This is a genomic window from Kiritimatiellaceae bacterium (genome assembly GCA_013141415.1).
Classification (GTDB): Bacteria; Verrucomicrobiota; Kiritimatiellia; order Kiritimatiellales; family Tichowtungiaceae; genus Tichowtungia.
Window position 1 is genome coordinate 265,496 of record JABFQY010000002.1, and the last position, 12,401, is coordinate 277,896.

The following is a 12,401-nucleotide window of genomic DNA, read 5'->3' on the forward strand; positions in this document are numbered from 1 at the left end:
GAGACGGAAATGGCAGCTAAGAAAAAAGTGGCGAAGAAGAAAGTAGCGAAAAAGGCCGTGAAAAAGGTCGCTAAAAAAGCGGTGAAAAAAGTCGCTAAAAAAGCGGTGAAAAAAGTCGCGAAAAAGAAATAACAGCTTCTGCTGATTACTTCTGATGCAGCCCCGGTTTCCGGGGCTGCTTTTTTATCAGCGCAGTTTTTCGTTTCCTTTAAAAAAATCAGGGTCTATCCTCACGCCAATTTAACAGGAGCCAGTCGCGCGTATGAAATGTCCGAAGTGCGAACACCGCGAAAACAAGGTTATCGACAGTCGCGAAGTCCGGGAAGGCGTTGCCATCCGCCGCCGCCGGCTCTGCCTGAACTGCGGGCACCGTTTCACCACCTACGAAGAAGTTCTGCGCGCCGCTTTGCAGGTCATCAAGCGCGACGGTCGCCGCGAAGAGCTTTCCCGTGAGAAACTGATGCAAAGTATTGCCATCGCCTGCCAGAAACGGCCGATCAGCATCCAGCAGATTGAGCAAATGACCAACAGCGTCATTACGCAGGTCGAAGCCGAATACGAACGCGAAGTTCCTTCGACTGCGCTTGGCACCAAAATGATGGCTCTGCTCGAAAAACTCGATGAAGTCGCCTATGTGCGGTTCGCTTCGGTTTACCGGCGCTTCAAAGACGTCAACCAGTTCATGAATGAGGCCGAAAGGTTGATTGGGCGCGAATGATCGATACGCACCAGAGCCGGCGACTGGCCGAACGTCAGCTGTGGTCCGGCTATGTGCAGAAACTTTTCCAAACTCTGGAAATCAGTGACCGCGCCGCCGCGCCGGATATTACCGAGAGTCTCGCGGTTTTCTGTCAGCATCACGCACACATGCCGAAGCATTCGCTTTCGCTGCTGATGGCACGCTCTTTTTGCGTCACCGGCGACACCGAGGCCGCCGGGCGGATTTTGCATCACGACCGCGCACACCGCGCGCACACCGAATCCTGGCTTGAGGTGCTCTCCGCCGGTTATCCATTTCCGGAACTTTATCCGCTGTTTTCTTCGCGCGCGCTTCGCCCTCAGAGTTTGGCGTCCGCCGGAACAGTGTGGGTGCTTGATCTTGATAAAATCCGGCTGACCGAAGCGGATCGGCACGAACTGATTCTGTTTCAGACCGTCCGCGTGTTGACGGAGCAGGTTTCCAATGTCTGGAAAAAAACAGAAGGGCGCGGCACGCTCGGCATCAACGGCCTTTCCCGGCTGACACGTTTCGTGCGCGGCAGACAGCCTTCGCAGCAGCTTCTCCGCCATATTGGCGACGTACTGGCGCTGCGCGCGCGCAAAAACAGCTGGTGCGCCGCGCCGTCGGTTCTGCTGCTCGATTTGTGAATAACCGGGGCCTCTCTGTGAAAAAATTATTTTCCATCATAGCGTCCATTTGTACCGGAGGTCTTCTCTTCCTGAGTTTTCCGCCGTTTGGATTTTCTTTCTGCGGCTGGCTGGCGCTGATACCGCTGATTTTCGCCTGCGCGGGAAGCGCGCCGCGCCGCGCCGCGTTTCTCGGCTGGCTGGCCGGAACGGTTTTTTTTCTGAGTTCACTTTTTTGGCTCCGGCACGTGTCCTTGCTCGGCACGGTCGGGCTGGCGTTTTACTGCGCTCTCTATTTCACCCCGTTCGCCGTATTCGTTTCGTTGCGCCGCGACGGCTGGCGCTGCGCGAACGCGCTGAAAAATATCGGCTGGATGTCCAGCGCGGCGGCGGTCTGGGCGGCGTCGGAATATGTGCGGGCGACTTTCGCCACCGGCTTTCCGTGGAATCTGCTCGGCGTCAGCCAATACAAGGAGCTGGCAGTCATTCAAATTGCGGAGTGGGGCGGCGTCTATGCGATTTCCGCGCTGATGGTTTTTGTCAGCGCGGCTTTTGCCGTCACGATTCTGCAATACGCGGCGGGACTGCGGAAAAAATACCGGATGCATACGGAGATGATCTGCGCGCTGCTGGCGGTTGCGATGGTTTGGTCGGTGGGAATTCACACCCTGCTGAGCAGGCAAAATTCCGGCGGCATACCGGTGCGCGCGGCGCTCATCCAGCCGAATGTTCCGGAAGTTGGAAACTGGGAAACGACCGATCCGGACGTGATTTATGAAAAACTCGAACGGCTCACCGCACTTGTACAACATGTGCCGAATCTCGATCTGATTATCTGGCCCGAAACCGCGCTACCTGACATGGTCCGCTTCAGCCAGCGCGGTGCAGAGCTGGTTAGGCGGCTGGCCGCCGCCGGCACACCGCTGCTGGCCGGAAGTATGGATGCGGTCCAGCACGCCGACACACAACCGGACTATTACAATGCCAGCATGCTGTTCAATACGAGTGGCGAATTGCTTGGCACCTATTACAAACAGCATCTGGTGCTGTTCGGCGAATACATTCCGTTCGAAGGGAAAATTCCGCTGATCAACGCGCTGACGCCGATCGGCTCCAGCTTTATGCCGGGCCGCACGGCGACGCAGTTCAAACTTCCCGGCGGTGACCGCGCATTTTCCGTACTGATTTGCTTCGAAGACTCTTTACCCTATCTGGCCCGCAAAGCCGCACGCGCTGGCGCCGACCTGCTGGTCAATCAAACCAACGATTCGTGGTTCGACCCCGATTGCGGCTCGGAACAGCATCTGGCCAACGCCGTGTTCCGCTGTATCGAAACCCGCCTGCCGATGCTGCGCTGTGCCAACACCGGCATCACCTGCGCCGTCGATCCGCTCGGACGCATTACGCAAACTCTCGCGCCGCGCACCGAAGGCTTTCAGGTGGTTGAAACCGTTCCGGCCGATCCGGCGTGCGAAGAGACTTTTTACGTCCGTTTCGGCGACCTGTTTGCTCAGGCTTGCCTGGCCAGTAGCGTTGCGCTATTTATCGTTTCCTTTATCAAACGCCGGAAAACCTCAGATGCTTGAAGAACTGAAAAATAAAATGGCCGCAGTCCGCACACGCATGGAAGAAATGCGCGGCTATCTCGGCATTAAAGAAAAACGTGATGAGCTCGAACGGCTCGAAGCGGAGGCCGCGGTGCCCGGCTTCTGGAGCGATCAAAACCGCAGCCTCGCCAATATCGCCGCAACCAAAGCGGCCAAGGCGGTGCTCGGCCCGTTCCAAAGCATTGAGGCTTTGCTGGGCGATGCGGAAGTGCTGCTGGAGCTGGCCGAAATAGAAGACGAAGCCGGACAGTTGGCGGCGGGAAAAGAAATCGAGCAGATGCTTTCGGACTGCGAGAGCAGTTTCCGCGCTCTGGAAATGCAGTCGCTGCTCGGCGGCCCGATGGATTCGAAGAATGCGTATCTGAGTCTGCACGCCGGTGCGGGCGGAACCGAGTCGTGCGACTGGGCCGATATGCTTTACCGGATGTACCGCCGCTATGCCGAACGCAACGGCTTTACCGTGGAGCTTCTCGATATGCAGCCGGGCGAAGAGGCTGGCATCAAGAGTGTCGCTTTGCAGATTTCCGGCGACTACGCCTACGGTTATCTCAAAGGCGAGCGAGGCGTTCACCGGCTGGTGCGTATCAGCCCGTTCGATTCCGCCGCGCGCCGACACACCTCGTTTGTCGCGCTCGACGTCACCGCCGAAATTGACGATGACGTCGAAGTTGAGATTGAAGAAAAAGATTTGCGCATCGACACCTACCGCTCAAGCGGCAAGGGCGGACAGCACGTTAACACCACCGACTCCGCGGTGCGCATTGTGCATATTCCGAGCGGCATTATCACGCAATGTCAGGCCGAACGCTCTCAGCACAAGAACCGCGACAAAGCCATGAAGATGTTGCGTGCCAAAGTGTACGAGTACGAGCTGGATAAAAAGAAACAGGCCGCCGAACAGTTTTACGGCGCAAAGGGCGAAATCGCCTGGGGCCATCAGATCCGTTCCTATGTCCTGCAGCCCTACACGATGGTCAAAGACCACCGCACCGACACGCAGAGCGGCAACACCCAAAGCGTGCTCGACGGCAACATCGGCGAGTTCATCGAAGCCTATTTGAAGCTTCAGCAAAAAGGGAAAGCTGACGCATGAATATTCTAGACGAAATCATTGCCAACAAACGCCGCGAGATTGAAACGCCCGGCTATTTCCAAACGCTGGAAACGGTCATCGAAAATCTTCCGCATGTCGGAACTTCGTGCGACGCCTGCGACGGAAAACCGGCGAGAGAAGCGACTCCGGGTTTTATCGCCGCGCTGAAAGCCGTGCCCATTGGTTTGATCGCCGAAGTAAAACGCAAATCGCCGTCGGTCGGATTAATCCGCGAGCCGTTTGATCCCGCCTCGATTGCTCAGGCGTATGAAACGTCCGGCGCACAGGCCATTTCATGCCTGATGGACGCCAACTATTTCGGCGGCGGCGAAGAACAATGGCGCGCCGTGCGCGCCGCGACAAAACTGCCGATGCTCTACAAGGAGTTCGTCGTTGATCTGCGCCAGATTTTCCATGCGGACGCGCTTGGCGCATCGGCGGTGCTGCTGATTGTCGCCGCGCTCGACGATGCCGAACTGAAAAAATATATCCGGCTGACGGAAGCGTCCGGTATGACGGCGTTGGTCGAAGTGCACACCGAAGAAGAAATGAAACGCGCGGTCGCCGCCGGTGCGGAATGCATCGGCATCAACAACCGGAATTTAAAAACGTTCGAAACCAAACTCGAAACCACGCTCCAGCTCCGCAAGCTGGCGCCGAAGAATTGTACGCTGATCAGCGAAAGCGGAATTCGCACAGCGGACGACGTGAAAATTCTACGCGACGCCGGAATCGCCGCCATTCTGGTCGGCGAAAGTCTGTTGCGTCAGCCGGACGTTGCTGTTGCGGTGAAGACGCTCATGCAGATCGGCTGAGTTACGCGTTCGGGATCGGCGGGAAGCGTCCGCCGGGAAACGGGTCGGCGGTTTCTTTCATCCACGCCGTGATTTTCCCGTGCAGTTCTTCGAGCACCGTTTGATAAGCCGGATCGTTGACACGATTGCAGGCTTCCATTGGATCGAGATAAAGGTCGAAAAGTTCCATCGTTCCGAGCGGACGATCGTAATATCCGGCGGCTTCCATGACTTTACGGCTGGGGCCGTCCTGCCGAAAGATCGGGCCGGTCGGCGCGTGGCGCAGAACGAGTTTATAGCGTTCGGTCCGGATCGAACGAAGCGCTTCCAGGCGGCCGTGATAGGTTTGTTCGGTAAACACCGCAGCATGGATCTGGGCAACTTTTCCGCGCATCAGCGGAACGAGACTTTTCCCTTCGAGCCACGGCTTTGGTGCAATGCCGGTCAGCTCCATGAGCGTGGGATAAATGTCCAGATGGGAAGCGATGGGTTCGATGACGGTTCCCTTCGGCATGTCGCCCGGACAGCGCAGCATCAGCATGACGCCGGTTCCCTGGTCAGACAGAGTTTTTTCGCTCCGGGGAATTCAATACCGTGATCGGTGGTGACGACGATGACTGTATTTTCCATGAGTCCGTAGTGACGCAGTGCATCCAGAACGCGGCCCATATATTCGTCCATAATCCGGACGCCTTCGCGGTAACTGGCCATGTCCTGTCTGATTTCGGGGAGATCCGGCAGGAAGGGCGGCGGGGCAGTATAACGCCAGTCGAGTTTGTCCGGATCATAATAACGGGTTTTGCTGAAGCGCGCGGCTTCCGCGCCGATTCCGAGTTCCGTCCGTCCGATATTATTGCGGTGAGGCTCATCAATGCCGACGGATAGAAAGAAGGGCTGTTCAGAACCGCCTGCCTGTCCGGCCAGAAATTCAACGGCGAGGTCGATGGTTTCCGGATAGAACCAGCCTTTCATCTGGCGGGAGTCGGAGCAGAGAATTTTCTGATAACCCAGCGGCGAAAGATCCTTCTTGTCACACTCATGCTGACATCCGGCGAGAGCCGTTGTGTATCCGGCGTCGTTCAGGGTGTGCACCAGATGTTTCGAGTAGTCATCCACTTTCCATCCGTCATCGCCGGGCAGACCGAAAACGCCGCATTGATGAGGATACTGACCTGTGAGCATCGCCGCGCGGCTCGGGCCGCAAGTGGGCGAAACAGAAAAGGCTTTCCGGAAAAGCACGGCTTCTTTGGCGAAGCGCATCAGGTTGGGCGTTTTGACCGGAACGCCGTAAGGCTGACAGTATCGTCCGGCATCATGGGCGTGCAGCTAAACGATGTTGGGTTTTTTCATGGGCGGATCCAGCGCTGTTTAAGAATTTGGGCCGCGCTCTTCGGATGCCGCTGGCGGGTGAAAATTCCTTTGCGGTTGCCCCATACCCGCTTGGTGCCTTGCTTAGTCGCGAAGTCGGCGAAATTCCAGACATGCTCTCCGACCATAAAAGGAAGCCGGTCGTAAACCCGGTGGTATTGTTCCAAAAAGGAGGCCTGAAACTCTTCGGTAAAAAACTGACTCATCACGCTGTGAAAGCCGTGAATCGTATCGGCACCGTATTCGGCGACCATAACCGGCTTGGCAAAGCGGGTGTGCCACGCCCTGAGGTCGGCTTCCAGTAATTCTTCGATGCGATCCATTTCGCCGGTGTGGTGATACCAGCCGAAATAGCGGTTGACGCAAATCACATCCACCAGATGGCCGATGCGGGTTTGGTCGGGCCAGCGGTCTTCGACCACGGTGATCGGCCGGGAAGCATCCAGGCGCCGGGCCTCACCGATGACGGATTGGAAATAAGGTTCCGCCGCTTCGTTCTGGCTGGCCGGTTCGTTGCCGAGACTCCACATGACGACACACGGATGGTTTTTGTCCCGCCGGATCAGCCCGCGGGTAACGTCTAAATGATGCTCCAGCGTTTTTGAGTTGGCCCGCTCATCGCAGAATACCGGAACATCATTCCACATGTTGAATCCGACAGCGGGAACCTCGTCGATCACAACGAGGCCTTGACGATCCGCCATGCGCATAAATTCTTCGCTGTACGGATAGTGGCTGGTCCGGATTGAATTTGCGCCGATCCACTTAAGCAGGGCGAAGTCGTGAACCATCGTCGCAAGATCCAGACAACGTCCGCGAATGTCGGCGTCTTCATGCTTTCCGAAACCCCGGAAATAAAAAGGGCGGCCATTGATTTCAAACGTGGTGGCAGTGACCTTGATGGAGCGGAAGCCGAATTCTTCACGATACGAATCAAACACCTTACCGCCGGAGTCGCGCAGACGAACTTCCAGAGTGTACAGAACGCCCCTGCCGGGCTCCCACAAAACAGGATTTTCTACCGGTATCGTTCCGGAGCGGGCGGCGGCCCGGTGCAAAACATCTCCCTCCGGATTCATCAGAAGGATTTCAACCTCTGCCGCGGAAGATGTTGAAACGTCGTACGAGACATTCCACGCCTTTCCGGTTCCCGGCGCCGTGCGGATTGAAACATCCGTGATGTGGACGGCGGGCAAAGCGATCAGGCGGACGGGGCGGTGGATACCGGAATAGTTGAAAAAGTCGAAGTGAGTTTCCTGCACCGGAATAGAACTGCCTGCGCAGCCTCCGGCGGGGCGCGAGGTCAGCTCGCCGCCGGGCAGACAAGTCCAGTCGAGCCGGTTATCCGCCCGAACGGTCAGGAGGTGGCGGCCTCCCGGAGCTACGTCGCCGAGGTCAACCGTGAATGGAAGAAAGCCGCCTTTGTTGCGCCCGAGCAACTTGCCGTCCAGCCAGATATCGGCATGGTGGGCGACTGCATCAAAGCGCAACAGGATTTTCCGGTCTTTCCATCCGGATGGAATAATCAGCTCCCGCTGATACCAGACGTACCCGACATGATCCCGGATGTTTGTATCAGCAAACAGATCGTTATAGCTGGCGGGAACCGGAACTTCGGCGGCAGAGGACGGAAATTTTCCGGCGTGCCAGCCCGAGTCTTCCCCGGTGCCGTCCCAATCGACTTGAAAGCGCCAAAGGCCGTTCAAATCCCGGATGTCCCGATATTCATTTTCCTGAGGGTAGAGAGGATGTTCGTTCATAGGCTCCCTGTATTTTCCAAAGAAGCTAAGACATTCCATGCAAGTCGTCAACGCGCCTCCCTCGCGATTCCGGGCCCAAGGAGTTTTTGCTTTCCAAGCCGACCCGCCTGAGATTACTTTCCGGCGGTCAAGCTTACGAAAGGCACCATGAAACTGTTTGCCGCCATCTCGCCTGCCATGCAATCCGCGCTGTTGCTGGCGTTGTCGAACGTTTTCATGACCTTTGCGTGGTATGCCCACCTGCGCAACATGGCGGGACGGAAATGGTTCATCGCCGCGCTGGTCAGCTGGGGCATTGCGCTGTTCGAATACCTCATCATGATCCCCGCCAACCGGATCGGCTATACGCAGCTTTCGCTGCCGCAACTGAAAATCATGCAGGAAGTCATCACGCTGTCGGTGTTTGTTCCGTTTGCGATCTTCTACATGCACCAGCCGCTCAAACTCGACTACCTCTGGGCCGGACTCTGCATCCTCGGCGCGGTCTATTTTATGTTCCGATCTTAGTAAAGCCGGAACTTAGAGCGGAGCTCGTAGATCCGGCTTACGAACAGACCGCGCGGCGGAAATTGCCGGATCCACGCTGCGCGGCAGCTGAGTTCCGGCAGTACACGCTGTCTGTGTTTGTGCCGTTTGCGATCTTCTACATGCACCAGCCGCTCAAACTCGACTACCTCTGGGCCGGACTCTGCATTCTCGGCGCGGTCTATTTCATGTTCCGATCTTAGTAAAGCCGGAACTTAGAGCGGAGCTCGTAGATCCGGCTTACGAACAGACCGCGCGGCGGAAATTGCCGGATCCACGCTGCACGGCAGCTGAGTTCCGGCAGTACACGCTGATCCGGTTTGTTCATAAGGAATTTAAGCCGTTGCTTTGACTTTTTTTCTTTCTCTGGCTAACGTGCCGTCACGTTTTCCGCAACTTCTGGAGATCAAACATGAAAACAATCCGGCTGTGGTTCGCAGTACTTTTGATCGCAAGCATGGCGCAGGCGGCTGAAAAATTTGAAATCATCTCATACTTTCCCGACAAAGGAACCGTGTGGGTAAATCAAGGCGCAGGGCAAACCAACCGTCCGTTCAGCTCTTTCAGCGTCGCAGAACAGCAGAAGATAAACGGTTGGCTGGCCGCGAAAACATTTAAAAATGATTCGGCGTTGTTAGTGGATATCCGCCAAGAGAAGCGCAGTGAAGATATTGATAAGATAGATTCTGGAGATTCGCGGACGGACGGGAAAAAGCGAACGACCAAATATTTTCACAGAACAGGTACGCAAGACGTTATTGCCTACACCATAACGCTCAAAAATCTATCCGAGATCGTATTGAGCGACATAACCGTAGAATACCAGCTGTTCTATGAAGCTGACGATGGAGGAGACAAAACGAAAAAGAAGGAGCGCGCCCGGGTGCAGATTGCGGAGCTTCGTCCAGAATGCGCTCAGACCAATAGAACGACGGAAATAGCGTTACGTGACGAGCAAGTCGAAACGTACGAGAATAGTTTTGTCAGACGCGACATTGGCAGCAAAGAAGTGAAGGGGTTTCGGCATATTTACAACAAAGACCAGCTTAAAGGCCTGTATGTATGCGTCAGCACGCTGGATGAAAACGGCGACTTGATAAAAAGGGAGCATAAAATCGGCCGTGTTCCAGGAGAGGAAGAGTGGGATCACTACGAGGGTTCGAACACAATACTCACAGACTCAAACCAGCAGGCGCACCCCCAAAAGCAGACATCATCTGCTCCAAAAAAAGCGTCGCCTGATCAGGTGCTAACCGATGAGCAGATCGAAGCGCATAAGAGGGCTGCCGAAGGCGGAAGTCGCAGCTCCGCCTACGGATTGTGCAGGCACTACAGCAGACAAGGGGACGTCGCTCAGACGAAGCGCTGGGCGGATAGGGTTAGAAAGCTGGTCGCAAAGCTTCCTCCGGATCAACGGGCTGCGCTATCAGGCAGATATCTGGCGTCATTGGAGCAGTTGGAAAAAGAGGCCGAGGAGCGGTAAACGTCGTCCCAGTTTTTGAAGACGGGTTCTAATTTTTTTGCGCGGAGCATGGCGCAGAATTCGTCGAGGCCGCGGTCGTCGCTGACGTCGAACTGACTTTCACCTTTTATTGGAGGGACGGCGGCCTCGCCGTCCGCGGTCGCGGAGGCCAGCGACCCTCCAGCGCTATAACCGCCAACCGTTGTTTTGCTGGCGATGCTCATTTTGTTAACACCGATTCCGGCCATGCCGTCGCGGAACGCCGCGCCTTCGCGAGTGGAAAGCACCAGCGGCACATCCGGCAAACAAATGCGGAAGGCGAAGACAATTTGCGCGAGCATTTTTTCGTCGACCGGATGCGGCGCAACAAATCCGCCAGCCTCTTGGCGGATGCGCGGGAACGAAACGGTCAGCCCGGCCTGCCAGTGCGTTTTCTGTAAATGGCGGACGTGGCGGTAGAGCGCGAGCATGTCGAAGCGCGGATCAGCGAGGCCGAGCAGCGCGCCGAGTCCGGCGAAGCGCAGTCCGCCGGAAAGCGCGCGCGCCGGAGCGTCCAATCGCTGGACGAAATCTTTCTTCGGCCCCCAGCGGTGCATCCGGTCGTAGGTTTCCGGATGATAGGTTTCCTGATAAAGCGTCACGCCGGTGCAACCGGCTTCCGCCAGCGAATGATATTCCGTTTCGGCCATCGGAAAAACTTCGATGGCGACGTTATGAAATTTCCGCGCCGACAGCCGGACGCATTCGCGCAGATAATCGAGGTCGGCCTGCGACGAGCGTTCGCCGGTTAACAGCAGAACTTCTTCGAAGCCCATCGCGTGAATCGCATCCAGTTCGTTTTCGACGGCCGCAAAATCCAGCGCGTGCCGGTCGGTGTGGCGGTCGGCGGCGAAGCCGCAGTAGGCGCAGCCGCCGGAACAGTGACTGGAAAGATAGAGCGGAACGTAGAGCTGAATCGTCCGGCCAAAGTGGCGGCGCGTCAGCGCCTGAGCGCGCGCCGCCATCGGCTCCAGAAAATCGGCCGCCGCTGGCGAAAGCAGTGCCGCGAGCGTCGATTCGTCCGGCAATTCCGCGCCGAGGGCGCGCTCGACATCGGTGGCGGAGAACGTTTGTTCAAGCCACGGCGCAGGATCGAGCCACTCTGGAAGAGACGGAATCATTTTAAAAAGGAAGTTAAGGGACTGGTGGCCACAGCCACATCGCTTTTCGGCATGAGGCCGGCCAGTCGCGCGGCATAGCCGGTTTCGACGCCGAGCGCGAAGGCTCTAGCCATCGCGACCGGGTCTTTGGCGGCGGCGATGGCGGAATTTACCAGCACGGCGTTGCAACCCATTTCCATGGCGCGGGCCGCTTCGGACGGCGCGCGCAGTCCGGCATCGACGATGACAGGAATGTTGCTGTCGCGGATAATCAGCCGGATCATGTCGGCGGTGGAAAGTCCGCCGCCGCTACCAATGGCCGCGCCGAGCGGCATGACGGCGGCGCAGCCGACGTCTTCGAGTTTTTTGGCGAGCACCGGGTCGGCGGGAATGTAGGGCAAAACGATAAAACCGTCGGCGGCCAGTTCTTTGGCGGCAAGATAGGTTTCAATCGCGTCGGGCATCAGATGGTGCGGATTCGGATGGATTTCAACTTTCACGAACGGACTGCCGCTCAGTTCGCGACCGAGTTGCGCGGCGCGGACGGCTTCTTTGGCATTCATCGCGCCGGAGGTGTTCGGCATCAGCGTAATGTTTTTCAGTTTTGCCAGCGGCGCACAAAGATCGTCGCTGGGCTTCTCTCGGTTGAAGCGGCGCAACGCAACCGTCACCAGTTCCGTGCCAGACGCTTCAATCGCCTTGATCATGGTTGCGGTGTCGGAAAATTTTCCGGTACCGAGAATCAGCCGCGATTTGAATTCCACATTTCCGAGTTTAAGCATCATCCACCTCCGACGAACGTAAGAACTTCGACGGTATCACCGTCGTTGAGTTTGAAACTTTTCCAATCCTTGGAAAAAACCAGCTCGCCGTTTACGGTTGCGGCGGTGTGTTCCGGCGTTGCGCCAAGTTCCGCGAGCAGGGCGGGGACGGTTCCGTCGCCGCCGTGTTCATATTTTTCGCTGTTCACCGTCAGAAACATAAAAAACTCCCGTTCGTCGTACGATGGGAGTTTTGCTGAGTCACTCCCTTTCGCCGGTATTAGCCGGATCAGGTTCAGCGGGTATTATCTCAGCGCGTCCGCCTTGCGGCGTCCGGCACCCCGGGAACTGCGGAGGAGGATGCCAGCGGGTGGACGAAAAGCATAGACCAAAAAACCGTTTATTTTATGTTGCCCGGACGCTCCGGTCTGCTATCTTACGCCCTCACTTTTTGTGGCCCTATCGTTCAGCGGTTAGGACACCAGGTTTTCATCCTGGGAACACGGGTTCGATTCCCGTTGGGGTCACTCTTCAATCAAAAAGCC

The 12,401-nt window shown here is 56.8% G+C and carries 13 protein-coding genes, 1 tRNA gene, 2 pseudogenes and 1 riboswitch; of the genes and pseudogenes, 10 read left to right on the forward strand and 6 right to left on the reverse strand.

The window, feature by feature from the left end:
- Window positions 1–9 precede the first annotated feature (9 nt).
- The 6 genes and pseudogenes from HOO88_04100 to trpC all read left to right on the forward strand — a co-directional run bounded on the left by HOO88_04100 (window position 10) and on the right by trpC (window position 4,862).
- A pseudogene (locus HOO88_04100) lies at window positions 10–129 on the forward strand (histone).
- 133 nt (window positions 130–262) lie between these two features.
- Window positions 263–718, forward strand: coding sequence for a transcriptional repressor NrdR (nrdR, locus tag HOO88_04105; protein ID NOU35934.1), 456 nt, complete (start codon window positions 263–265; stop codon window positions 716–718).
- Window positions 715–1,368, forward strand: a complete 654-nt coding sequence (locus HOO88_04110; protein NOU35935.1) for a hypothetical protein — start codon at window positions 715–717, stop codon at window positions 1,366–1,368. Before nrdR ends, HOO88_04110 begins: the two co-directional genes overlap by 4 nt.
- A gap of 17 nt (window positions 1,369–1,385) precedes the next feature.
- On the forward strand, window positions 1,386–2,933 hold the full coding sequence (gene lnt / locus HOO88_04115) for an apolipoprotein N-acyltransferase (GenBank protein ID NOU35936.1): 1,548 nt from the start codon (window positions 1,386–1,388) through the stop codon (window positions 2,931–2,933).
- Window positions 2,926–4,047, forward strand: a complete 1,122-nt coding sequence (gene prfB / locus HOO88_04120; protein ID NOU35937.1) for a peptide chain release factor 2 — start codon at window positions 2,926–2,928, stop codon at window positions 4,045–4,047. Before lnt ends, prfB begins: the two co-directional genes overlap by 8 nt.
- Window positions 4,044–4,862, forward strand: a complete 819-nt coding sequence (trpC, locus tag HOO88_04125) for an indole-3-glycerol phosphate synthase TrpC (protein NOU35938.1) — start codon at window positions 4,044–4,046, stop codon at window positions 4,860–4,862. The genes prfB and trpC overlap by 4 nt, the downstream gene beginning before the upstream one ends.
- 1 nt (window position 4,863) lies before the next feature.
- Here trpC and HOO88_04130 read toward each other — a convergent pair whose 3' ends face one another.
- The 3 genes from HOO88_04130 to uidA all read right to left on the reverse strand — a co-directional run bounded on the left by HOO88_04130 (window position 4,864) and on the right by uidA (window position 7,969).
- A complete protein-coding gene (locus HOO88_04130) occupies window positions 4,864–5,382 on the reverse strand; it encodes a hypothetical protein (GenBank protein NOU35939.1) in 519 nt (172 codons plus the stop codon).
- Window positions 5,376–6,101 (reverse strand): sulfatase-like hydrolase/transferase, encoded by a 726-nt coding sequence (locus tag HOO88_04135; protein ID NOU35940.1) that lies wholly within the window; start codon window positions 6,099–6,101, stop codon window positions 5,376–5,378. The genes HOO88_04130 and HOO88_04135 overlap by 7 nt, the downstream gene beginning before the upstream one ends.
- 86 nt (window positions 6,102–6,187) lie before the next feature.
- Window positions 6,188–7,969 carry a beta-glucuronidase gene (uidA, locus tag HOO88_04140; protein NOU35941.1) on the reverse strand — a complete coding sequence of 594 codons (1,782 nt, stop codon included), beginning with the start codon at window positions 7,967–7,969 and terminating at the stop codon, window positions 6,188–6,190.
- A 165-nt stretch (window positions 7,970–8,134) separates the two neighbouring features.
- Here uidA and HOO88_04145 point away from each other — a divergent pair, with 165 nt between their 5' ends.
- The 3 genes and pseudogenes from HOO88_04145 (at window position 8,135) to HOO88_04155 (ending at window position 9,977) form a co-directional block, all read left to right on the forward strand.
- Window positions 8,135–8,476, forward strand: a complete 342-nt coding sequence (locus HOO88_04145) for a DMT family protein (GenBank protein ID NOU35942.1) — start codon at window positions 8,135–8,137, stop codon at window positions 8,474–8,476.
- Window positions 8,477–8,580: 104 nt separating this feature from the next.
- Window positions 8,581–8,697 (forward strand): annotated as a pseudogene (locus HOO88_04150) (DUF486 family DMT transporter).
- Between the two features lie 209 nt (window positions 8,698–8,906).
- Window positions 8,907–9,977, forward strand: a complete 1,071-nt coding sequence (locus HOO88_04155; GenBank protein NOU35943.1) for a hypothetical protein — start codon at window positions 8,907–8,909, stop codon at window positions 9,975–9,977.
- Here the strand turns inward: HOO88_04155 and thiH are convergent.
- Genes thiH through thiS form a run of 3 tightly spaced genes read right to left on the reverse strand, consistent with a single transcriptional unit; the run spans window position 9,905 to window position 12,077 of the window.
- Window positions 9,905–11,116, reverse strand: a complete 1,212-nt coding sequence (thiH, locus tag HOO88_04160; GenBank protein ID NOU35944.1) for a 2-iminoacetate synthase ThiH — start codon at window positions 11,114–11,116, stop codon at window positions 9,905–9,907. The genes HOO88_04155 and thiH overlap by 73 nt on opposite strands.
- Window positions 11,113–11,877 carry a thiazole synthase gene (locus HOO88_04165; protein ID NOU35945.1) on the reverse strand — a complete coding sequence of 255 codons (765 nt, stop codon included), beginning with the start codon at window positions 11,875–11,877 and terminating at the stop codon, window positions 11,113–11,115. The genes thiH and HOO88_04165 overlap by 4 nt, the downstream gene beginning before the upstream one ends.
- A complete protein-coding gene (gene thiS, locus HOO88_04170; protein ID NOU35946.1) occupies window positions 11,877–12,077 on the reverse strand; it encodes a sulfur carrier protein ThiS in 201 nt (66 codons plus the stop codon). Before thiS ends, HOO88_04165 begins: the two co-directional genes overlap by 1 nt.
- A gap of 27 nt (window positions 12,078–12,104) precedes the next feature.
- A riboswitch (TPP riboswitch) is annotated at window positions 12,105–12,210 on the reverse strand.
- Window positions 12,211–12,311: 101 nt separating this feature from the next.
- On the opposite strand from thiS, the gene HOO88_04175 reads away from it, so the two are divergent.
- A tRNA-Glu gene (locus tag HOO88_04175) sits at window positions 12,312–12,383 on the forward strand.
- The last annotated feature ends 18 nt before the right edge of the window (window positions 12,384–12,401 follow it).

Bases quoted from the DNA above. Each gene is read 5' to 3' on its own strand.
- prfB (NOU35937.1), top strand. From the start codon at position 2,926: ATGCTTGAAGAACTGAAAAATAAAATGGCCGCAGTCCGCACACGCATG.
- trpC (NOU35938.1), top strand. From the start codon at position 4,044: ATGAATATTCTAGACGAAATCATTGCCAACAAACGCCGCGAGATTGAA.
- HOO88_04155 (NOU35943.1), top strand. From the start codon at position 8,907: ATGAAAACAATCCGGCTGTGGTTCGCAGTACTTTTGATCGCAAGCATG.
- thiH (NOU35944.1), bottom strand. From the start codon at position 11,116: ATGATTCCGTCTCTTCCAGAGTGGCTCGATCCTGCGCCGTGGCTTGAA.
- thiS (NOU35946.1), bottom strand. From the start codon at position 12,077: ATGTTTCTGACGGTGAACAGCGAAAAATATGAACACGGCGGCGACGGA.
- HOO88_04130 (NOU35939.1), bottom strand. From the start codon at position 5,382: ATGCTGATGCTGCGCTGTCCGGGCGACATGCCGAAGGGAACCGTCATC.
- HOO88_04165 (NOU35945.1), bottom strand. From the start codon at position 11,877: ATGCTTAAACTCGGAAATGTGGAATTCAAATCGCGGCTGATTCTCGGT.
- HOO88_04135 (NOU35940.1), bottom strand. From the start codon at position 6,101: ATGCGCTTCGCCAAAGAAGCCGTGCTTTTCCGGAAAGCCTTTTCTGTT.
- uidA (NOU35941.1), bottom strand. From the start codon at position 7,969: ATGAACGAACATCCTCTCTACCCTCAGGAAAATGAATATCGGGACATC.
- nrdR (NOU35934.1), top strand. From the start codon at position 263: ATGAAATGTCCGAAGTGCGAACACCGCGAAAACAAGGTTATCGACAGT.
- HOO88_04110 (NOU35935.1), top strand. From the start codon at position 715: ATGATCGATACGCACCAGAGCCGGCGACTGGCCGAACGTCAGCTGTGG.